The organism is Enterococcus sp. AAFC-DPL-6103 (genome assembly GCF_058216595.1).
In genome coordinates this window covers 187293-208092 of record NZ_CM177102.1, presented here as the reverse complement: position 1 = coordinate 208092, position 20800 = coordinate 187293, and the positions used below count along the sequence as shown (strand labels likewise).

Sequence of the window (20800 nt, the reverse complement as noted above, 5' to 3'; positions counted from 1 at the left end):
CGGCGAAAACTATCTAGCCCAGTGACTACGTCAACTAAGGCGAGAAGCGCGTGCTTCTGCTTTTATTTCTCAACTCCACTAGTTTATCAAATTCCCTTGAACATGTCAACTCTTTATTAAAATAAAGGATCTATTTTAATAAGATAATCTAGCATTTTTTCTTAATTTTATTTATCTTTAAGATAAGAAAATAATTTGGAGGCAATTTATGAAAAAGAATGATCCTATTTCACCTATCTTATCTCACCTAGAAGAAGGCAATTTTTATTTAGAAGATGAAGAACTTTTTTCAAATCTTTTAGTCAAAGATAGCGACCAAAGTTATTTGTCAGCAAAGAATTTGATTATAAGAGATAGTCACATTCAAAAACTAACCATGCAAAAGACTATTTTGGAAAATTTTGAATGTAGCAATGTCATTTTCGACCACTGTGATTTTTCCAATTTGGAATGGATTGGCGCAAGTTTTCATCAGGTGACTTTTCAGCAATGTAAGTTAACCGGAACAAATTTTGCGGAAAGCTACCTTCGTGATTGCTCGTTCAATGAGTGTTTAGCATCAATGGCTTCTTTCAGTAACACGAATTTAAAAACAGTCCGCTTTTCTGATTGTCAATTGGAAGACACCGAATTTTATGAGGTTCGTTGGAAAAACTTAGCTTTAAGTAGCAACCAACTCACAGGTTCTAATTGGTTCCGTACCCCTCTAAAAGAGTTAGATTTTAGAACAAATGATTTTACTAAAATTGCACTTTCTCTAGAAAATCTCGCGGGTTTGTTGGTTGACCAAGAACAAGCTTTAGTCATCGCCGCTAACTTGGGACTGATTATTGAAGAATAACTATTTGATGCGCCGCCACAAAGCGACTAGCATCCAAACCGACAAAACTAAACTAATAACCAAAGCAATTCCCCAGCCAAACACGGAATGAGTAAAGGGTAACTGTAAGTTCATTCCAAAAAAGCCAGTGACGATTGTCGGAACAGTCAATAATAATGACCAGACAGTTAAAAATTTCATCGTGTCATTTAAGTTGTTATTCAGCAAGTTATTATAAGTTCCAGATAACTGATCTAAAATTTGAGATGCCAAGTTCGTCATCTCGACTGCTTGCTTCGCCTCGATCAATGCGTCATCCAGTTGTTCTTTTTCGCCTTCAGACATTTTACGATAGATAGCCAATGCTTTTATTTGCTCAATCAACACGGCATTTTGTTTTGTTCCTGTCACTAAATAAACTAATCCGATTTCTAAATCAGATAATTGTAACAAGTTTTGATTACTGGTTTTTTCTCGTAACTTTTGATTTAATCTTTGCCGCTCACTATTTACTTCTTCAACTAATGGGAAAAAGGAATCTGATATTAAAAATAAGGTTTGAAACAATAGGCTGTATACGCTCATATTCGGCGTACGTTGTAGCAACGACTCCATAAGACGTACTACGTAACCAGTATTTTCTGTAGTAAATGTAAAAATCCCATTTTCTTTCAAAATAAAAGCCATTGGTGTTGTCTCGTAATGATTTTCACTTTTTCTTTGATGAGGAACATTGTAAACAAGAAGCATCGCCTCATCGAGCACATCATACTCCACACGTGCGCGTTCATTTTTATCAAGAGAGTAAGTCAACATCTCATCACTTAACTTGTACTCTTCTTTTAGGTTTTTAACACCAATAACATTGTCTCTTTGAATGTTTAACCAAAAATTCTGGTCATAATTAAAAAAGCGTTTATTACTCATTATTTACCTCCTCATAACGGTTTCTCTTACTAGTATAAATAAAAAAACTATTCAAACAAGGTAAAAGCCATTGCTTGAATAGTTTTTGTTTAATATACAAGTTGTTCTTGACGAATTTCCGCTAATTTTTCTTTCACAAGTCGGATGACTTCTTCTTTTGCCTGTGGATCTTCGACAAAATTATAACGATCTCCATCGATTTGAATCTTAGGACTTTCATCATAGTCTTCGTACCATCGATCATATCGACGATTTAATTCTTGATAATAGTCATATAAAGATGGATCAAAGGATAATTGTTCATACGAACGGCCACGCTTTTCGATTCGCTCCAACATGGTATCAAAAGAAACGCGAATATGAATCAGTAGATCAGGATTTTTTTTATGCGCTGCATATGGTAATTCTTCCATCATATTTTCTAGTAATTCATCATAGACACGCACTTCTGTCTCTGTCGCTCTTCCTAAATCTGCATTCAAATGGAACAATAAAGAGTCTTCATAAATTGAACGATCCAAAACATTGTTATCATCCTTCATTGCTTGTTTAATACTTGCAAAACGTTTATTTAAAAAATAAATTTGTAATAAAAAAGCATATTGCTCAGGGTTAGCATAAAACAAAGGTAATACTTCATTATCATCGATTGATTCATAAAAAGCCTGACTATTAAATTCTTCAGCTATCATTTCTGTTAAACTTGACTTTCCTGCGCCAATTGTACCAGCTAAAACGATCACGCTCATTTACCTCCAACTCACTTCATCACTAAATATTGTATATGTTTTTCAATCTTTTTAAATATACCCCCAATATCTAGTAGTGTCAAATAGAATTCATTTGAAATTATTTGACGAAAAACTAAAAAAAATTCTTAAGAAAACAGTGATTTTTGGTTAGAAAACGTATTCTTGGTTTTACTTATTGAGCGGATTTAGTAAAATAAGGAGGAAATGATTTTTGGTTTGTTTTTTTTCTATAGTATTAAACCAAATTCTCGTTGAGTAGCGCAACTATTTAGGGCGCTTTATTTTTTGTCTAAAAGTTACTGTTATGTGAGGAAAAGGAGTTAAGTTATGGCAAACTATGGCCAAGGGGAATCAAGTGGAAAAATTATCTTGATGGGTGAGCATGCCGTTGTATATGGTGAACCGGCAATTGCCTTTCCCTTCTATGCAACGAAAGTCACTGCACAATTTGAAACGTTAGTTGAAGACGTCAATCAAGATCAATTGTTTTCAGCTTATTATGTAGGAAAATTGATTCATGCACCACAATCACTCAAAAATATCAAAGTTTTAGTCACACAGTTAAAACAAGATCACGGTATCAAGGAGTCAATCAGTCTCACTATTGAAAGTACGATACCTTCTGAACGCGGAATGGGATCTAGTGCTGCCGTGGCAGTAGCAATCACACGCGCTTTTTATGATTATCTTTCACTTTCATTCACACATGAAACGTTGTTAAGCTATGTTCAGATTTCTGAAAAGATTGCTCATGGCAACCCAAGTGGCATCGATGCTGCTGCTACCAGTAGTCATAATCCAATCTATTTTGTTAAAGGGCAACCTTTCGAGTATTTCACAATCAATTTGGATGCTTTTTTGATTGTTGCTGATACTGGAATCAAAGGACAGACACGTGAAGCTGTTAAAGATGTCGCTCATTTATTTGAAAAAAACTCACACAAAACTGGACAAAAAATTCAACAATTAGGACAACTCACACAAAAAGCAAAACAAGCAATTATCGAGAATGATCCCGAAAATTTAGCACAAGTCATGAATCTTGCACAAGTGACTTTGAGAGAATTAACAATCAGTAATCACTTTCTAGATTTGTTGATTGAAACAGCGTTAACTGCTGGTGCTTTGGGAGCAAAATTAACTGGGGGCGGACGCGGTGGTTGCATGCTCGCTCTTGCTAAAACAAAAACAGAAGCCCAAGCAATTTGTACCGCTTTGGAAGATGCTGGTGCTGTAGCTACTTGGATTCAAGGATTAGGAGTACATACCCATGTTTAAAGGAAAAGCTCGTGCTTACACGAATATTGCGCTCATCAAATATTGGGGAAAAAAAGATGAAGAGCTCATTTTACCAATGAATAATAGTTTATCCCTTACACTAGATGCTTTTTATACTGAAACAGAAGTTATTTTCTCTGATACTTTCACAAAGGATGAATTTTATTTGGATGGTGAGCAACAAAATGACAAAGCAACGAAAAAAATAAGTACTTTTCTCGATCTCGTACGAGAAAAAGGCCAAACAACGCTCAACGCGAAAGTTATCAGTCAGAATTTTGTTCCTACAGCTGCAGGACTTGCTTCCTCGGCGAGTGGCTTAGCTGCGTTAGCTGGTGCTTGTAATGAAGCACTTCAATTAGGTTTAGATAAGACAGGATTATCTCGATTAGCTCGTCGAGGCTCTGGTTCAGCTTGTCGGAGTATTTACGGCGGATTTGTTGAGTGGGAAAAAGGAGTTGACGATCTTACCTCCTATGCAAAGCAAATTCCTTCTGATGGTTTTGAAGATGATCTAGCTATGGTCTTTTTACTACTAAACGATCAGCAAAAAGACGTTTCTAGTCGGGATGGCATGCGTCGCACAGTTGAAACTTCAAGCTTTTATAAAGGTTGGCTTGACTCACTAGATGCAGATTTAGCTCAGTTAAAACAAGCAATTGCCGACAAAAATTTCCAATCTTTAGGTGAAACAATGGAACGAAACGCATTAAAGATGCATGGAACTACACTAGCAGCGAACCCACCATTTACTTATTGGTCTCCTGATAGTTTAAAAGCCATGCAAGCGGTCCGTAATTTGAGAAAACAAGGCATTCCATGTTACTTTACAATGGATGCTGGTCCAAATGTAAAAATTTTAGTTGAAAAAAAACATGTCGCTGCAGTCAAAACAGCTTGTAGTCATTTATTTAGCAAAAAACAAGTCGTTTCAGCCCAAGCAGGTTCTGGAATGACGATTATCAAGTAAAGGGAGATTTTTATGATTGAAGTATCTGCACCGGGAAAACTTTACATTGCTGGTGAGTATGCAGTTGTAGAAACTGGGCATCCTGCCATCATCGTGGCTGTTGACCAATTTGTCACAGTAACAGTCGAAGCGGCGAGAAAAGTGGGAAGTATCCAGTCTGCTCAATATAGTGAGATGCCGATTCGCTGGACTAGAAGAAATGGGGAGCTAGTTTTAGATATTCGAGAAAATCCATTTCATTATATTTTGGCAGCAATTCGGTTAACTGAAAAATATGCCCAAGAAAAAAACAGTTTACTTTCTTTTTATGACTTGAAAGTAACCAGCGAGTTGGATAGTTCAAATGGTCGAAAATATGGTCTTGGTTCAAGCGGCGCAGTGACAGTGGCAACTGTTAAAGCATTAAATATTTTTTATGATTTGCACCTAAGCCAGTTGGAAATTTTTAAAATTGCTGCCCTAGCAAATTTAGCTGTTCAAGACAATGGCTCTTGCGGGGATATTGCCGCTAGTTGTTATGGTGGTTGGATTGCTTTTTCGACTTTTGATCATCGTTGGGTCCAACAACAAGAAAAACAACACACAATTAGTGAATTACTTGCAATGGATTGGCCGGGACTTTCGATTGAGCCCCTTGAAGCACCAAAAGATTTACGGTTGCTCATTGGTTGGACCGGCAGCCCAGCTTCTACTTCTGATTTAGTTGATCAAGTTCATCGTTCACGAGAAGACAAAAGGTCTGCTTATGAAATATTTCTTAGCAATAGCGAAAGTTGCGTCAATAAAATGATTCAAGGATTCAAGCAGAACGATGTTGCTCTAATTCAAAAACAAATTCGGCACAATCGGCAATTATTACGTAACTTATCTAACGTTACCGGTGTGGTGATTGAAACACCCGCGTTAAATGAATTATGTAACTTAGCAGAAGAATACGAAGGTGCTGCTAAGTCCTCTGGCGCTGGTGGTGGTGATTGTGGAATCGTGATCGTTGATCAAAAATCTGGGATTTTACCACTAATGAGTGCATGGGAAAATGCAGAAATCACACCACTTCCACTTCACGTTTATAGTTATCGAAGAAAGGACCAATCATGAATCGAAAAGACGAACACGTTTCATTAGCTAAGGCTTTTCATAATAAGCAAAAAAATGAATTTGACTCTGTTCACCTCGTTCATACTGCGTTGCCACAATTAGCGACAACGGATGTCGACTTATCAACGAATGTTGCTGACTTTACCTTGACCAGTCCGTTTTATATCAACGCTATCACGGGTGGTAGCGAAAAAACAAAAAAAATCAATCGTGACCTCGCAATTGTTGCGCGAGAAACTGATTTGATGATTGCAACAGGTTCAGTTAGTGCTGCTTTGAAAGATTCAAGTTTAATTGACAGTTATGCCGTGATGCGTGAAGAATATCCTGAAGGAAAGATTCTTGCTAATATTGGTGCTGGAACTTCTGCTGAAAAAGCACAAGAAGCGATCCAATTGTTCCATGCAGACGCTTTGCAAATCCATCTCAATGCTCCTCAAGAATTAGTCATGCCTGAAGGGGACCGTGACTTTTCAAACTGGTTGACATTGATTCAAGAAATTCAGCAAACGATCAGCGTACCTTTAATCGTAAAGGAAGTTGGTTTCGGTATGACACGTGAAACAATCGAACAACTCGCACAAATCGGTGTCAAAACCATTGATGTCAGTGGACGTGGCGGTACTAGCTTTACTCAAATTGAAAATGCTCGTCGAAAAAACCGTGAATTAACTTATCTTGCTGACTGGGGACAGTCAACCGTCACCTCATTACTCGAAGCACACGAAGCCAATGCTACTGTTGAGGTGCTTGCCTCTGGCGGTATACGTTCTGCATATGATATTTTCAAAGCTCTTTGTTTAGGTGCTCAAGCTGCTGGTACTTCTGGTACAGTTTTAACACACCTAATGAATCACGGCGTAGAAGAAACCATTTCATTGATTAAGCAATGGCAAGAAGAACTAAGGTTGCTCTATACTTTAGTTGGTGCTAGAACAACAAATGATTTAAAGTATCAGTCACTTATTTTTTCTGGTGCCGTCAAAGATTGGTGTGAAGCTAGAGAAATATCTTTAGTAAAATACGGACGTCGAAAATAACTGTTCTTAAACTATATTAAGCTAAAATCGATCAACGTTGAGGAACAAGCTTCATCCCAGAATAGTTGTTATACCTATTCGAGATTATTCGGCATAGTTTCCCACAAAGTAGCTTTTAGGACACCGTGTATTCGCAAAAAAAGTGTCTGGAACATACTCAAATTGAGTATGTTCCAGACACTTTTTAGTTTAATTGAAAGAAAGAATCTGCTATTTCCCTATGGTTGCTTACCAATATATGCCAAAATTCCACCATCTACATATAAGATGTGTCCATTAACAAAATCTGAAGCACCTGAAGCAAGAAAAATTGCGGGTCCAGCTAAATCACTCGGTTCACCCCAACGTGCAGCGGGTGTTCTCCCTACGATAAATTGATCGAATGGATGGCGTTCGCCATTTTCTTGTAGTTCTCTAAGGGGCGCTGTTTGTGGCGTTGCAATATATCCAGGGCCAATACCATTACATTGAATGTTGTATGGTCCATACTCAGAAGCGATGTTCTTTGTTAACATCTTCAAACCGCCTTTTGCAGCAGCATATGCACTAACAGTTTCACGACCTAGCTCACTCATCATCGAACAAATATTGATAATTTTCCCGCCACCCTTTTCAATCATATCTGGGATAACAGCTTTTGCTACGATAAATGGTGCATTTAGATCAACATCAATGACTTGTCGAAAATCCGCAGCACTCATTTCAATCATTGGTGTTCGCTTGATGATTCCCGCATTGTTCACCAAAATATCTACCGAACCAACCTCTTCTTTAATTTGTTTTGTCATCGCTTGAACAGCTTCTTCATCCGTTACATCACAAACATATCCTTTTGCATCAATACCAGCTTCTTGATAGTGTTTGATTCCCTCATCAACAGATTCTTGTGTCAAATTATTAAAAACGATTGTTGCACCTGCTGATGCTAATGCACGAGCAATCTCAAAACCAATTCCATAAACCGCACCTGTAACAAGTGCAACTTTTCCATCTAATCGAAAGCTATCCATTGTAAAATCCATAATGATTTCTCCTTTATATTGGTTTATTTTAATTGATCCATTTGAACCATATCCATATCTGTATAAGTGATATTTTCTCCACACATTGCCCAAATAAATGAATAGTTACTTGTCCCAACACCTGAGTGGATCGACCAACTTGGTGAAATAACTGCTTGTTCATTTGCAACCACCAAATGTTTTGTTTCATCTGGTTTACCCATCATATGGAATACACGAGTGTCGTCATTTGCATAATCAAAGTAAACATACGCTTCCATTCGACGTTCATGCGTATGGCAAGGCATAGTATTCCAAGCACTACCTGGTTCTAAAATCGTATAACCCATTTGAAGCTGACAACTTTCGCAAACATTTGGATGAATGTATTGATAAATTTTTCGTTCATTCAATGTAACACCTTCACCCGTTTCCATTGGCTTGATTTGATCAATACCAATTTTTACATTGGGATATTTATGATGCGCTGGTGCGCTACTCAAATAAAATTTTGCTGGATTTTCAGCATCTTCAGAAGAAAAAATTACTTCTTTCGTTTCTTTCCCAATGTAGTAACCATCTTGTTTTTGCATCGATTCTTTTTGTCCGTCAATTTCAATAAAACCAGGACCACCAATATTGATGACACCTAATTCACGACGCTCTAAGAAATAGTCAACACCTAGTTCTTTATCTAATTTGATTTCTAAAGTAGTTGTTGTAGGTGTCACTCCGCCAAAAATCATGCGATCGTTGTGCGTATAAGTCAAACGAATTTCTCCAGGAACAAATACTTTTTCAACTAAAAATTCATCTCGTAACTGTTCCGTAGAATAGTGACGGATATCTTTCGGACTATGTGTATAACGTGTTTTCATTTCTTGCATAATAAATACTCTCCCTATCGTATAATTTTTCCAGAACCACAGGTTAAAAATTGTATGACTTCTTCTTGACTGAATTGATTGCAATCACCATGAACCGTATGTTTTAACGCGGACGCAGCTGTCGCAAAGTTGATTATTTCCTGCGGCGACATGCCCGACAATATACCATGTAATATCCCCCCAGCAAAAGCATCACCACCTCCAACACGATCAACGATCGGTTCGATTTCATGAACTTGTGATTCAAAATAAGTTTCGTCCATCCATAAGGTTCCTACTAGTTGATTTGCGCTAGCTGAATAAACTTTTCTTTTAGTTGAATAGAATGCTTTAATCGTTGGGAACTTCTCTTGCATTTTTTGATAATAATAAATCAGAGGTTCTATTTCTTCTTCTGGTGCTTGATTTACTCCCAACAAGTAAAGCGCATCCATTTCTCCAGCTGAACAAATATCTACTAAAGGTAGCAATTGCTTGATTACTTGGCTTGCTTCTTCTTGCGACCATAGTTTTCCGCGATAATTGATGTCAAAACTAATCAAACATCCTGCTTCTTTCGCCACTTCCATCAATCTTTTTGTCATCTGCTGCCATTTGATAGACAAAGCAGGTGTGATTCCAGAGACGTGGAAGATGTCAACGCCTTCAAATAAATTTTTTAATGACCATTCAATTTCTGTCATTGTCGCAAAGCTGGAACCCGCTCGATCATAAATGACTGAGGCTGCTCGCTCTCCAACTCCAGCCTCCATGTAATATGTCCCTAATCGCTTACCACCGCGTAACAAGTAATTTGTTGACACACCATAGCTTTGAAGATATTTCTGAACTGCGTCGCCTAGTGCATGAGTCGGAACTTTACTAGCAAAAATGGTTTCATGTCCATAATTTGCTAATGAGATAGCAACATTAGCTTCGCCGCCACCATAATCAGCTCTGAACTGTTCACTTTTTATGATACGTGTTCCTTGAGTTGTCGATAACCGCAACATGATTTCTCCAAGAGTGACCACTTTCCCCATCATGAATTACCCCGTGATTTCTTTCATTTTCGCTGCGTATTGCTTTGCTACTTCTGTCACTTTCTCAAAATCACCTGTAGCAGCTGGCGCAAGTAAATTACCACCCACACCCACAGTTACCACACCAGCATCAAACCAGTCCTGCATATTTTCTAAACTTACACCACCAGTTGGCATAATGTTGACTTGTGGCATAGGTGCTTTAAATGCCGAAACAATACTTGGACCAAATGCACTACCTGGAAATAATTTCACGATATCTACACCACTCTTCAGTGCTGTTTTGATTTCATCAATCGTCATACACCCTGGTAAATAAGGCACTTGATATAAATTACATAACTCCGCCGTTTCTTTATCAAAACATGGACTAACAATATATTCTGCACCAGCTAAAATCGCTAAACGAGCAGTTACTGCATCTAAAACCGTTCCAGCTCCAATGACAATCTCTTCTTGTTCTTGATACGTTGCTAAAAGTTCTTTGATAACTTGATCTGCTTGTGGCACAGTAAACGTAAGCTCGATTCCTGTTAAGCCACCTTTGATAATTGCATGACAAGCATTCAGAGCTTCTTCACTTGTTTTTCCACGAACTACAGCAATCACACCGGCATTTTTCAATCGAGATAAAATATCAAATTTTTTCATTTTCCCCACCCCTTATTTCCTATTTAGAAATTAAGTTTTATAATTTGGAAATCTATACTCGTATTATAAAGGAGAAAAGAAAAAATGCAAACGCTTTTTCATTTTTTCGTTAAGGTTTCTTCTATTTTTTGTTTCGTTTGCTTTACCGTTGCCACAATTTGATTTTTAATTTCACCTGTTAAACGATATTTGGGCATACTGATACTAAAAGCACCAATAATTTCTTCATTTTTGACAATAGCTGCTCCGATACAAAAGATATCTTGTTCCATTTCTTCGTCATCATAAGCAATTTTGGATTGTTGTACTTTTTCAATCTCACTTTTTAAACGTAATGGATTAGTAATCGTATACTCCGTAAATGGAACGAGCGGATGCTTCGTCAAATATGCATCATATTGTTCCTCATCAAACTCGGCCAGTACGGCTTTTCCCATAGCAGAACTATAGAGTGGTCTAGTCACTCCGATTTTTGAAGACATTCGGATCGTTTGATTTTTCGCTTCTAGTTTATTGACGTATAAAATTTCTTCATTATTTAAAACTCCTAGATGAATGGTTTCATCAATTGTGTCTTGGAGTTGTTCAAGATACGGCCGCGTTGCTTCCACTAAATCTTGCTCTTCAATACTTTTATTCGCATAACGGATAAATTTACTGCCTAGACGATAATTTTTGTCAACGTTTTTATTTGTGTATCCTATTAAAGTTAATGTATCTAAAATTTTTAAAGCAGTAGAAGCAGTCATTCCTGTGCCTTTAGCAATTTCTTGTAAGGAAGAATCTGGCGTTTCTGCTAAATAATCTAAAATAGATGATGCTTTAATCAAAACTGTTCCATAAGGTTTTTTATTTTCCATATTGTACACTCCCGTTTCTTTATAGGAAAATTATAGCGGAAGTGGTCAAATATTAAAAGAACCAACCATGGAACAAAGAGATACTTTTCTTTCTCAATAAGAAAAATACCTCCATTTTTTTACGATTTACATCAAACTCCGATAAAGAGCGACAATATCTTCCAATGATGTTTCTTTTGGATTGCCTGGTGTACATACATCACGTAAAGCATCTTCTGCAATTGCTGGAATATCCTCTTCTTTCACACCCAATTCTGAAATAGTCGCTGGAATTCCGACAGCTTGGCTTAAACGATTGATTTCTCTACAAGCTGCTTCTCTTACTTCTTCTAAAGCCATCTCTTTTGCTTCAGTAATTTCTAAGGCAAGTGCAATTTCACGATACTTTTCGCCAGTTTCGTTTTTATTGTATTTCATCACCGTTGGTAACAAAGTGGCACAAGCTACGCCATGAGGAATGTCATACCAAGCGCTTAAAGGATGCGCCATTCCATGAACCAATCCTAACCCCACATTTGAAAAGCCCATCCCAGCAATATACTGACCTAATGCCATTTTTTCACGACCAGTTTGTTCACCATTGACAGATGCTTCTAAAGCATGACCGATGATTTCAATTGCTTTTAAGTGAAGCATATCTGTCATTTCCCAAGCATTTTTTGTAATAAAACCTTCAATTGCATGTGTCATAGCATCCATACCCGTTGATGCGGCTAATTTTGAAGGCATCCCCATCATGAGATCACTGTCAATAAACGCTACAATTGGAATATCATGCGGATCAACACATACAAATTTACGATGATTATTTTCATCGGTGATTACGTAATTTATGGTTACTTCTGCAGCAGTACCAGAAGTTGTTGGTACAGCCAAAATAGGTAAGCAGGGCCTTTGTGTATCGGCTACTCCCTCTAAGCTGACGACATCTGAAAATTCTGGATTATTTACAATGATACCAATTGCTTTGGCTGTATCAATTGGTGAGCCTCCTCCGATAGCAATTAAACAATCTGCAACTATTTTTTTTGCAAAAGCTACACCAACTTGTACTTGCTGGATAGTAGGGTTTGGAGTAATATCTTCATAAATCTCATAAGCAATATCCGCAGCATCTAAATGTTCTGTTACTTTAGTGGCTACTTTATGCTCAATCAAGCCTTTATCGGTAACCACTAATGCTTTTTTAAATCCTCGTTTTTGAAATTCTGACACAATTGACTTAATTGCCCCTTTGCCAAAATAGGCTGTTTCATTTAAAACCATTCGTTTACTCATTCTATTTCCCTCCTTATTTACAGTTGGATTCATACTAAAATAGCCTGCATGATCCCTAAAGCTGGAACACTGGTTTTAACTCCCAATTAATCGGTGATGCATCAACATTCGTTTCCATGATGTCTTCCATGTATTTCCACCATTTTTGATTGATGGGCGTATTTGCCATTTTTAGCCAAAGTACCTCATCTGTTATTTCAAGATAAGCAAATAAAGTAGAACTACTTGGTTCAAGATAAATAGTATAATTTACTACTCCGTGTTCTCGTAAGGCAAGTCGCATTTCAGGCCACAGGTGCTCATGTCTATCTTGGTACTCTTCTTGTTTATCCGGATAGATTCTCATACAAAATACTTTTACGGGCACTCTAGACACCCACTTTATCTTGAGAAACATTCAAGAAACCCTCTCTTGGTGATACCCCAAAGGTCTCTGATAAACGCCATAGATCTTCGTCTGTAATTGTTTGTTGTATCCCCCCCTGCGCGCACACATAGGTATACACTTTTGCTGCCTTTTCAGCTGTTTCAATCAAGCCAAACACTTCATCCATCTCTTTTCCTGCACCATAAATTCCATGTTGTGGCCACAAAACCAGACGTGTTTTTTTCATTTTTTTTGCAGTAGCCTCCCCAATCTCATTGCTACCTGGCACCATCCAAGGAAGAATCGAAACCCCTTCTGGAAATACAACTAAACATTCTGTACACATCTGCCATAACGTACGCGTAAACTCTCTTTCGTCTAATGAATGAGTGAAACTCATCGCTAGTAAGTGCGTCGCATGATTATGCATGATAATACGGTGTTCTGGGTCAACAGACAATCGTGCGCAATGACTCATTAAATGACTAGGTAACTCACTTGTTGGTAAAGCATCATTTTCTAATCCCCATAATAAATCTAGCGACCGTCCATCCTCTGATACTCGTACAATACCTAAATTTTCTGCTGGTTCCTCACAAACATTTTTAAAATACCTACCCGATCCTGTCACAATAAAATAACATCCAGCTAACTTCTCTGTCTTAAAATCCATTGGAATCTTTCGAAGTACATCCGTCGTCGTTAAAAATGGCGTTATTTCTTCTTCCTTCAGCAAATAGGAAATATTCCCACCATTTCGTTCATCCCACCCCAAACGATAAAGATTCGCTGTTGTTTTCATCATTTCTTGAACAAAAGGAGCTTGTAGAATTGATAATTTTTTCACTATGATCACCTACTACTTTCTTAAATCTAAAACTTCTTTTTGATAGTTGTTAACGACTTCAAGCCAATCTAAACCAATTGGAACATCATTTTGATAACAAAAATAATTCCAAACATCCGCATAAGGAAAATCTTTAAGCTCTTCGGTATACGCCATTCGTGTAGTAAAATCAAAATTATTTTCCCATTTCTTTAATTGTTGTATTGGCTCTAACATTGCTTTCATCAATGCCTTTTGCGTATTACGTGTTCCAATAACCCAAGCTGCAACTCGATTGATTGTTGCATCAAAAAAATCAAGACCAATGTTCGTTTTTTCAAGTAAATCACCACGGACTAATTCTTTTGCAATTTCTTGCAATTCGTCGTCCATCAAAACAACATGATCAGAATCCCAACGCACTGGTCGACTCACATGTAACATCAGCCCTTTACTAAACAAAGCTAAAGCGGATAATTTATTGGAAATCACTTCTGTCGGGTGAAAATGTCCAGCATCCAAGCAAATCAATTTATCCCTAGTAAGTCCGTAACCTAAATAAAATTCATGCGAACCGACAGTATATGCTTCTGCCCCTAAACCGAATAATTTACTCTCCACCGCATCTTGCACATCTATTTCGTTTAGCTTCTCTTTAAAAATTTCATCTAGTGATTCCATCAAACGTTGCCGCGGAGTGAAGCGATCAATCGGAAGATCCTTCATTCCATCAGGTACCCAAAAATTATTGATACACGTTTGACCTGTTTCTTTTCCAAAATACTCTGCAATTTTTCGACACCTCTTGCCATGCTCAATCCAATATTGACGAACGTTTTCATCAGGATGTGCCAATGTAAAGCCGTCCTTCATCATTGGGTGTGAAAAAAAAGTAGGATTAAAATCAAGACCTAATCCAGTTTCTTTTGCCCAATCAACCCACTTTTGAAAATGTTTAGGTTCAAGTTGATTTAACTCCACTGACTCTTGTGTATCGAGATAAATCGCATGTAAATTCAGTTTATGTTTGCCAGGAATCAAGGAATAAGCGATTTCTAAATCTTGACGCAACTCCGTTGGTGTTCGCGCTACACCAGGTTGATCTCCTGTTGCCATAATGCCACCTGTTAGTTCGCCATCAGGATTTAAAAAACCTTTTACATCATCACCTTGCCAGCAATGAACAGAAATCTTAACCTTTTGCATCTGCTCAAGGACTTCATCTGTATCTACGCCGATTTCTGCATATTTTTCTTTTGCGTACGCATAATTTTTTTCAACTGTCTTCATTTGCTTACTCCTCCATCACTTGTTAAATACTTTAGTTGTTGCTTTTCCGGATAAAAAAATTGACTAGGAAATGATTTTCGAACTTCTTCACGTGCTTCTTCAACTGTTGCAAATTCACCAACGCTAAGCATTTGTTGCAAAATATTGCCAATAGCAGTCGCCTCTTCTGGTCCAGACTCTACAACAATACCTGCATAATCTGCTGTCAGTTGATTTAGTAGATGATTGTTTGTTCCACCTCCGACAATCACAATTTTTTGTAATTCTTGTTTGGTCAACTGTTGGAGTTTTGTTAATTCTTTTGCATAACATAATGCTAGATTGTCATAGACACACCGCGCAATTTCACCTGCTGTTTTTGGTATTTTTTGATTGGTTTCGACACAATAATCTTGTAACTCTTCAATCATATTTTGTGGATTCAAAAAACGTACATCATTGATATCAATGATTTGTTGAAGTGGTTCTTCTTTGCAAGCTAGTTCAGCAAGTTGTGCATAAGAATAACGATACTTTTGTAAACGAGCAACTTCTTGAATCAACCACATCCCCATAATATTTTTTAAAAAGCGAACCGATTGATTGGCTCCCCATTCATTACTATAATTTTCATCAAAAGCTTGTTTTGATAATTCGAATTTAGTTGTTTCAATTCCTAACAATGACCACGTGCCACTACTTAAATATGCCCATGTGTCATTGCTTCCAGGAGTCCCTAAAATAGCAGAAGCTGTATCATGACTTGCAACATTGATTACTGTTGCATCTGGTAAATCATAATTAGGAAAATTTATTTTTTTCACTGGACCTAAAATTGTGCCTGGATCCACTAATGGAGCAAACAACTTTTTATCAATATCCAAAATGGTTAATAAGTCTTCATCCCAAATTTTTGTTTCGACATTTAATAACTGCATAGTCGACGCATTTGTTTTTTCTGTGACCATTTTCTCCGTTAAAACATATCCTAAATAGTCAGGTATCAATAACAATTTATCTGCTTCTTTTAAGACACTCTTCTCCTCCACAAATAACTGGAATAATGTATTAAATGGTTGAATCTGAATACCTGTTTTCTGATATAGTTTTGCTAATGGATATCCTTGCGCAAAGTTTTGAACAGCTAGTTTTGTTCGCGAATCTCGATAAACAATTGGTTCCGCCATCCGCTCCCCATGCTTATTTATCAGACAATAGTCTACCGCCCAAGTATCAATCCCAACAAAGCATGACTCTATTCCAACTTTCTTGACTTTCTCTAAACCTATCAAAATTTCTTGAATCAGATAATCCATTTGCCAGCGCTCATGTCCCTGTTTTTTTATAAATCCATTTTTAAATCGATGAACTTCTTCTAGACACAATCGACCTTGCACATTTTGCCAGCTAACGATAACTCTTCCACTAGAGGCACCAATATCGATTGCAACAAATGCTGATTTCATTTTCCACCTCTTCTTTACTAATCATTATTACGCCTTTTAGTAAGCGTTATCATTTGTTGAATAAGGCAATTATAGTACAACTATAGACATTTCTCTGCACACTATATTGGTTTACAATTGCACTATCTTGATAAAAAGGAGAAAGAGATGAATTACTGGGAAAAAGCAAATCATACTTGGTCAGAAGATTCTTGTCGCGTTATTTTGACGCCCACTCAAAGAAGTCAAAATTTATTTTTTTATATTCAAGAGATTGGACATTTCAAAGCATCTATTCCTTACTACACTGAGCGAACAAACCTACCTTCTTACTTGATTAAATTTACGTTGTCTGGCGAAGGTATGCTGCTTTATAAAGAAAACAAGTATCATTTATGTGCAGGGGATATTTTCTTCATTGATTGTCAGGAATATCAATATTACCAAACAATCAGTGACACACCTTGGGAAATGGATTGGGTTCATTTTAACGGTAGCAATGTTGCTTATTTTTATGAAGAATTCATCAAAGATGGCCAGCCAATTTTTCATACACCAACTGATCCATTCGATAACAAAATTCACCAGTTAATAACCGAACTGATACATACACAACAACAAGCAAATACACGTACTGAATTTCAATCTTCGTTAGTCATCCACGAGTTACTTAATGAACTGATTTTGCAAAAATATCAATTGGATTTCAAAGAAGAAGATATTCCAAACTACATTCGTGATTTACAGCACTACTTAGATGAACACTTCAGAGAAAATATTACTTTAAGACAATTAGAGCAGCGATTTTTACTGAATAAGTATCAGATAAGTAAAGACTTTTCTAAATTTATTGGATCTCCACCAATTGATTATTTAATTAATAAAAAATTGTCTTATGCAAAAGATTTACTTCGCTATACAGACTTTACGATTCGTGCGATAGCCGAAGAGATAGGGATAGATAATTTTGCGTACTTTAGTCGGCTATTTAAGCGAAAGACCGGACGCTCCCCAAGAGAATTTCGGCAATTTAATTAAAAATATGAGATTGTTCCTGAACTGTTTAAGAACACAAAAAAGAAAAGAAATCGTCACACCTACAAGTTCTTTTTGCAGGTGTGACGATTTCTTTTGAATTGATTTTCACCGCTCATCTTCAAAATGTTCATAATGAACAATCTGATTTTGCGTATTCCGTTTTAAAAATTCTTTCGGTGTCAGTCCGAATTCTTTTTTAAAAGCTTTTAGAAAATGTGGATAAGATGTAAACCCACATTTACTATAAATAGCACTAGAGCTATGATATTCTTTTAATAGTTGTTTCGCATAAAGTAATTTCTTTTTCATAACATACTGATGGAACGTAAAACCTGTATATTTTTTGAATTCTCTTGTAATGTGATATTTACTTACAAAAAACTTTTTTTCCATCTCTTCTAGAGTCAGTGGATGTGACAAATTTTTTGAGATATATTCTAGCATTTGTTCAACTCGTTCATTCAGAATCACGGCATTTTCTACGTGAGTCTGTTCTTCTTTTTGAACGATCCTATTCAAAAAAATAAAGTAATCCACTAATGTTTGTTCATATTTAATATCCTCTCCATAACTCTGTTTATTAGGTGGATAATCAATAAAGGCTAATTTTTCTCTTAATAATTTAGGAGGGACTTTCAAGATACGGCTCCGCTTATCCCCCAGTGGTTTAAAACAAGAAGTTAGATTAGACCATTGTGTAGATCGACTTTCTAAAAATGAGGATGTAATAAATATGTATACTCTCTCAAAAACGTCTGAGGATTGGCGAACAATACGATGTAAGTCATTGGAATGGATCAACAAAATATTTCCTTCTTCAATCGTAAATTGTCGGCCGTTCAAGTAAAAAGTTGCTTTCCCTTTCAAAGTTGCATGGACTTCATAAAAATCATGATAATGATAAAGTGTTTGACTTTGGCTAACGACATTTTTCACATGATAAATTTCATATTGATTTGACACCATCGTATTGACTTGTTCACCATTTATTTTTTTTTGATTCATTGATCGTCCCTCCCAAAGCCTCGTTTATTCAATGGTGAATAAACAATATCATAGCCCATTTTACTTTCCTCTTAAGTATCGCTCTCTTGATTCATTGGCTAGTAACTTTTATCCAAACGAATATGAGTCCTCAATTAACTTAACGGCACGTTGAATAGCTCGGTCCTTTGTCTCCTCCAAAACAACAAATAAATAAGGCTTCTTCTGTGCAATCAGCTTTATGATTTTTTGATAGTCCATCATTCCTTCACCCAAATTTACAGGTATAATTTGTTGTTTTTCTACAATAAAGTCTTTTAAATGAACCGCACATATCTTTTCGCCAAATGAATCAAAGGCGCTTTCTACAAGTTGGACTTGTTGTTGATAATTATCACTACTAATCAGGTTCGTTGGGTCTAAAATGATGCCTAAATAATCAGAATCTACAGCTTCAATTAGCTGACAAACACGTTCTAGCGAATAGATTGGATGGTTCAAACCCGGTTCGATTCCTACCACCATGTTGTACTTTTCTCCTGCATTCACTAATCGACGGATTACCGTAACTGCAGTTTCAAAAGCTTTGTCTGTAAAATTTTCTTCTGTATAACGTATTTCTGGAAAAACACAACCTGTCTCTGTGGCAACTATAGCGGCACCAAAAGAAGTAGCATACTGTAAATAATGTTCAAATTTGAGTAACAACTGTTCCCTGACTTCTAAATCCGGATGAATCATATTGATATAACAACTCAAAATACCTATATGAACATTTTCTTGCAATAATGTCCGCCTCATAAAATTACCCATCCCGGCATTGATGGCAGAAGCATCGGAATTGAGTCCTTTAAAAGATAGTCCCAACGCTAGTTGTAGTGTATGCACTCCTTGATCACTTGTTTTTCTAGCCAGTTCTTCGGCTGTATGAACACCAGAAAGATCATGTCCACGTATCGTTAGATTTAACATTTTCTTTCTCCTATCCTAATATATCAGGTAACCACATTACAAGCTGTGGGAAGTACGTAATTAAGAATAAAACACCTAATATCACGCCGTAAAAAGGTAATAGTGGTTTAAGCATGGATTCTGCTTTTACTCCGCCTACACTAGCTCCAACATATAATCCTGTGCCAACTGGAGGAGTAATCGAACCTACACATAAATTCATTATCGAAAACAAACCGTAATGAACAGGGTCAATACCCACACTTGTCACGATTGGTAAAAAGATGGGAGTAAAAATCATAATTGCTGGCGCCACATCCATAAACATCCCGACTAACAATAAAACGACATTGACCAATAATAAAATAATCATTTTGTTATCAGTAATCCCTATAATCATACTACTAATTGCTTGAGGTATTCCTGTAAAAGCCATTGAGAATGACATCATTGATGAAGTAGCCAGCAAAAACATAATTGTCCCTGACATCGCAACCGCTTGAACCAACATATTTGGAATATCTCTTAACTTAACCGTTTTATAATAAAACATCGAAATCAGTAATGAATAAATCACAGCAACTGCTGAAGCTTCTACTGCAGTAAATATGCCTGTTAAAATCCCACCAATGATAATAAGAATCAACAATAAACTGGGAATTGCTTCTTTCAATACTTTACCTGAATGTTTTATCTGATTTTTTTGTACTGTAGGGTATTTATTCTTTTTAGCAACCACAAAAGCAACTACCATGATTCCTAATGCCCAAAGTGCGCCTACGAGATATCCTCCCATAAACAAAGCCGAGATAGAAGTCCCACCTGCAACTAATGAATACATAATAAATGCTGTACTTGGCGGAATAACCATTCCAGTAGGTGCCGAAGCAATGTTCACTGCCGTTGCAAACTTGCGATCATAGCCTTCTTCCACTTGTTGAGGAATTAGTACGCCACCAATGGCTGTTGAAGCAGCAATTGCTGAACTCGAAATTGAGCCAAATAAAGCATTTCCCAATACATTCGTATGCGCTAGAGAGCCCGGAATACGTCCGACAAAAAGCATCGAAAAATCTACTAACTTTTTCGCTATCCCACCATTATTCATAATTATTCCTGAAAAGACAAAAAATGGAATCGCTATTAGAGAAAAGCTATTAATACTCCCAACCATTTTCTGTGCTGAACTAAAGGTAGCAACATCAAAAGGAATCACTAGCAGCAACGTCATCATTGATGAAAATGCAATACTAATTGCAATTGGCATCCCTACAATAAGCAATATAACAAAAACGAAAAACAGAACCATTCCAGCTTCTAATGCCATATTATTTCT

21 protein-coding genes and 1 other annotated feature (1 of these 22 running past the window's edge) are annotated in these 20800 nt (G+C 36.8%); of the genes, 6 read left to right on the top strand and 15 right to left on the bottom strand.

Translation table 11 applies throughout. The annotated features are described in order from the left end of the window. Nucleotides 1–68, bottom strand: a sequence feature (ribosomal protein L20 leader region); it reaches 59 nt to the left of the window's first position. 140 nt (nucleotides 69–208) lie between these two features. Further along, a complete protein-coding gene (locus AC4BC3_RS01050) occupies nucleotides 209–841 on the top strand; it encodes a pentapeptide repeat-containing protein (protein WP_206910140.1) in 633 nt (210 codons plus the stop codon). Here the strand turns inward: AC4BC3_RS01050 and AC4BC3_RS01045 are convergent, their stop codons facing one another. Next, nucleotides 842–1747 carry a magnesium transporter CorA family protein gene (locus AC4BC3_RS01045; RefSeq protein WP_490466735.1) on the bottom strand — a complete coding sequence of 302 codons (906 nt, stop codon included), beginning with the start codon at nucleotides 1745–1747 and terminating at the stop codon, nucleotides 842–844. 89 nt (nucleotides 1748–1836) lie between these two features. Next, nucleotides 1837–2496, bottom strand: a complete 660-nt coding sequence (locus tag AC4BC3_RS01040) for a deoxynucleoside kinase (protein WP_490466734.1) — start codon at nucleotides 2494–2496, stop codon at nucleotides 1837–1839. 330 nt (nucleotides 2497–2826) lie between these two features. Here AC4BC3_RS01040 and mvk point away from each other — a divergent pair, with 330 nt between their 5' ends. The 4 genes from mvk to fni are packed head-to-tail and all read left to right on the top strand — an operon-like array spanning nucleotide 2827 to nucleotide 6885. After that, the gene (mvk, locus tag AC4BC3_RS01035; RefSeq protein WP_490466733.1) at nucleotides 2827–3777 is read left to right on the top strand and encodes a mevalonate kinase; all 951 of its coding nucleotides are present in this window, start codon (nucleotides 2827–2829) and stop codon (nucleotides 3775–3777) included. Beyond that, nucleotides 3770–4747, top strand: a complete 978-nt coding sequence (gene mvaD, locus AC4BC3_RS01030; RefSeq protein WP_490466732.1) for a diphosphomevalonate decarboxylase — start codon at nucleotides 3770–3772, stop codon at nucleotides 4745–4747. The genes mvk and mvaD overlap by 8 nt, the downstream gene beginning before the upstream one ends. A gap of 12 nt (nucleotides 4748–4759) precedes the next feature. Next, nucleotides 4760–5845, top strand: a complete 1086-nt coding sequence (locus tag AC4BC3_RS01025; protein ID WP_206910149.1) for a phosphomevalonate kinase — start codon at nucleotides 4760–4762, stop codon at nucleotides 5843–5845. Then, a complete protein-coding gene (gene fni, locus AC4BC3_RS01020; RefSeq protein WP_490466731.1) occupies nucleotides 5842–6885 on the top strand; it encodes a type 2 isopentenyl-diphosphate Delta-isomerase in 1044 nt (347 codons plus the stop codon). The genes AC4BC3_RS01025 and fni overlap by 4 nt, the downstream gene beginning before the upstream one ends. 218 nt (nucleotides 6886–7103) lie before the next feature. On the opposite strand, the gene AC4BC3_RS01015 is transcribed toward fni, so the two are convergent. From AC4BC3_RS01015 to rhaB, 10 genes are all read right to left on the bottom strand, one after another. Continuing rightward, complete coding sequence (locus AC4BC3_RS01015; RefSeq protein WP_490466730.1) at nucleotides 7104–7907, bottom strand: gluconate 5-dehydrogenase; 804 nt, start codon at nucleotides 7905–7907, stop codon at nucleotides 7104–7106. Nucleotides 7908–7930: 23 nt separating this feature from the next. Further along, nucleotides 7931–8773, bottom strand: coding sequence for a 5-dehydro-4-deoxy-D-glucuronate isomerase (gene kduI / locus AC4BC3_RS01010; RefSeq protein ID WP_490466729.1), 843 nt, complete (start codon nucleotides 8771–8773; stop codon nucleotides 7931–7933). Between the two features lie 14 nt (nucleotides 8774–8787). Next, the gene (locus AC4BC3_RS01005) at nucleotides 8788–9795 is read right to left on the bottom strand and encodes a PfkB family carbohydrate kinase (RefSeq protein ID WP_490467270.1); all 1008 of its coding nucleotides are present in this window, start codon (nucleotides 9793–9795) and stop codon (nucleotides 8788–8790) included. A gap of 6 nt (nucleotides 9796–9801) precedes the next feature. Next, nucleotides 9802–10446 (bottom strand): bifunctional 4-hydroxy-2-oxoglutarate aldolase/2-dehydro-3-deoxy-phosphogluconate aldolase, encoded by a 645-nt coding sequence (locus tag AC4BC3_RS01000; RefSeq protein WP_490466728.1) that lies wholly within the window; start codon nucleotides 10444–10446, stop codon nucleotides 9802–9804. Between the two features lie 98 nt (nucleotides 10447–10544). Beyond that, nucleotides 10545–11306: an IclR family transcriptional regulator gene (locus tag AC4BC3_RS00995; protein WP_490466727.1), complete on the bottom strand. Its 762-nt coding sequence runs from the start codon at nucleotides 11304–11306 to the stop codon at nucleotides 10545–10547. A 126-nt stretch (nucleotides 11307–11432) separates the two neighbouring features. Then, nucleotides 11433–12584, bottom strand: a complete 1152-nt coding sequence (fucO, locus tag AC4BC3_RS00990; protein ID WP_490466726.1) for a lactaldehyde reductase — start codon at nucleotides 12582–12584, stop codon at nucleotides 11433–11435. A 55-nt stretch (nucleotides 12585–12639) separates the two neighbouring features. After that, a complete protein-coding gene (gene rhaM, locus AC4BC3_RS00985; protein WP_206910162.1) occupies nucleotides 12640–12951 on the bottom strand; it encodes an L-rhamnose mutarotase in 312 nt (103 codons plus the stop codon). 1 nt (nucleotide 12952) lies between these two features. Continuing rightward, a complete protein-coding gene (gene rhaD, locus AC4BC3_RS00980; RefSeq protein ID WP_206910163.1) occupies nucleotides 12953–13798 on the bottom strand; it encodes a rhamnulose-1-phosphate aldolase in 846 nt (281 codons plus the stop codon). Between the two features lie 12 nt (nucleotides 13799–13810). Beyond that, nucleotides 13811–15067, bottom strand: a complete 1257-nt coding sequence (rhaA, locus tag AC4BC3_RS00975; protein ID WP_490466725.1) for an L-rhamnose isomerase — start codon at nucleotides 15065–15067, stop codon at nucleotides 13811–13813. Continuing rightward, nucleotides 15064–16512, bottom strand: a complete 1449-nt coding sequence (gene rhaB / locus AC4BC3_RS00970) for a rhamnulokinase (protein ID WP_490466724.1) — start codon at nucleotides 16510–16512, stop codon at nucleotides 15064–15066. Before rhaB ends, rhaA begins: the two co-directional genes overlap by 4 nt. Before the next feature lie 147 nt (nucleotides 16513–16659). On the opposite strand from rhaB, the gene AC4BC3_RS00965 reads away from it, so the two are divergent. After that, nucleotides 16660–17529: a helix-turn-helix domain-containing protein gene (locus tag AC4BC3_RS00965; protein ID WP_490466723.1), complete on the top strand. Its 870-nt coding sequence runs from the start codon at nucleotides 16660–16662 to the stop codon at nucleotides 17527–17529. Nucleotides 17530–17634: 105 nt separating this feature from the next. Here the strand turns inward: AC4BC3_RS00965 and AC4BC3_RS00960 are convergent, their stop codons facing one another. The 3 genes from AC4BC3_RS00960 to AC4BC3_RS00950 all read right to left on the bottom strand — a co-directional run bounded on the left by AC4BC3_RS00960 (nucleotide 17635) and on the right by AC4BC3_RS00950 (nucleotide 20791). Beyond that, the gene (locus tag AC4BC3_RS00960) at nucleotides 17635–18534 is read right to left on the bottom strand and encodes an AraC family transcriptional regulator (RefSeq protein ID WP_206907449.1); all 900 of its coding nucleotides are present in this window, start codon (nucleotides 18532–18534) and stop codon (nucleotides 17635–17637) included. 108 nt (nucleotides 18535–18642) lie between these two features. Then, a complete protein-coding gene (locus tag AC4BC3_RS00955) occupies nucleotides 18643–19485 on the bottom strand; it encodes a sugar phosphate isomerase/epimerase family protein (protein ID WP_490466722.1) in 843 nt (280 codons plus the stop codon). 10 nt (nucleotides 19486–19495) lie between these two features. Next, the gene (locus AC4BC3_RS00950; RefSeq protein ID WP_206907445.1) at nucleotides 19496–20791 is read right to left on the bottom strand and encodes a TRAP transporter large permease; all 1296 of its coding nucleotides are present in this window, start codon (nucleotides 20789–20791) and stop codon (nucleotides 19496–19498) included. Between the last annotated feature and the right edge of the window lie 9 nt (nucleotides 20792–20800).

What these genes read in the sequence shown, in the direction of transcription:
- AC4BC3_RS01045 (WP_490466735.1), bottom strand. Translation starts at nt 1,747, where the DNA reads ATGAGTAATAAACGCTTTTTTAATTATGACCAGAATTTTTGGTTAAAC.
- AC4BC3_RS00955 (WP_490466722.1), bottom strand. Translation starts at nt 19,485, where the DNA reads ATGTTAAATCTAACGATACGTGGACATGATCTTTCTGGTGTTCATACA.
- mvk (WP_490466733.1), top strand. Translation starts at nt 2,827, where the DNA reads ATGGCAAACTATGGCCAAGGGGAATCAAGTGGAAAAATTATCTTGATG.
- AC4BC3_RS00995 (WP_490466727.1), bottom strand. Translation starts at nt 11,306, where the DNA reads ATGGAAAATAAAAAACCTTATGGAACAGTTTTGATTAAAGCATCATCT.
- rhaB (WP_490466724.1), bottom strand. Translation starts at nt 16,512, where the DNA reads ATGAAATCAGCATTTGTTGCAATCGATATTGGTGCCTCTAGTGGAAGA.
- AC4BC3_RS00960 (WP_206907449.1), bottom strand. Translation starts at nt 18,534, where the DNA reads ATGAATCAAAAAAAAATAAATGGTGAACAAGTCAATACGATGGTGTCA.
- AC4BC3_RS01005 (WP_490467270.1), bottom strand. Translation starts at nt 9,795, where the DNA reads ATGGGGAAAGTGGTCACTCTTGGAGAAATCATGTTGCGGTTATCGACA.
- AC4BC3_RS00950 (WP_206907445.1), bottom strand. Translation starts at nt 20,791, where the DNA reads ATGGCATTAGAAGCTGGAATGGTTCTGTTTTTCGTTTTTGTTATATTG.
- mvaD (WP_490466732.1), top strand. Translation starts at nt 3,770, where the DNA reads ATGTTTAAAGGAAAAGCTCGTGCTTACACGAATATTGCGCTCATCAAA.
- AC4BC3_RS01050 (WP_206910140.1), top strand. Translation starts at nt 209, where the DNA reads ATGAAAAAGAATGATCCTATTTCACCTATCTTATCTCACCTAGAAGAA.
- fucO (WP_490466726.1), bottom strand. Translation starts at nt 12,584, where the DNA reads ATGAGTAAACGAATGGTTTTAAATGAAACAGCCTATTTTGGCAAAGGG.
- AC4BC3_RS01015 (WP_490466730.1), bottom strand. Translation starts at nt 7,907, where the DNA reads ATGGATTTTACAATGGATAGCTTTCGATTAGATGGAAAAGTTGCACTT.
- AC4BC3_RS01040 (WP_490466734.1), bottom strand. Translation starts at nt 2,496, where the DNA reads ATGAGCGTGATCGTTTTAGCTGGTACAATTGGCGCAGGAAAGTCAAGT.
- AC4BC3_RS01000 (WP_490466728.1), bottom strand. Translation starts at nt 10,446, where the DNA reads ATGAAAAAATTTGATATTTTATCTCGATTGAAAAATGCCGGTGTGATT.
- kduI (WP_490466729.1), bottom strand. Translation starts at nt 8,773, where the DNA reads ATGCAAGAAATGAAAACACGTTATACACATAGTCCGAAAGATATCCGT.
- fni (WP_490466731.1), top strand. Translation starts at nt 5,842, where the DNA reads ATGAATCGAAAAGACGAACACGTTTCATTAGCTAAGGCTTTTCATAAT.
- AC4BC3_RS00965 (WP_490466723.1), top strand. Translation starts at nt 16,660, where the DNA reads ATGAATTACTGGGAAAAAGCAAATCATACTTGGTCAGAAGATTCTTGT.
- AC4BC3_RS01025 (WP_206910149.1), top strand. Translation starts at nt 4,760, where the DNA reads ATGATTGAAGTATCTGCACCGGGAAAACTTTACATTGCTGGTGAGTAT.
- rhaA (WP_490466725.1), bottom strand. Translation starts at nt 15,067, where the DNA reads ATGAAGACAGTTGAAAAAAATTATGCGTACGCAAAAGAAAAATATGCA.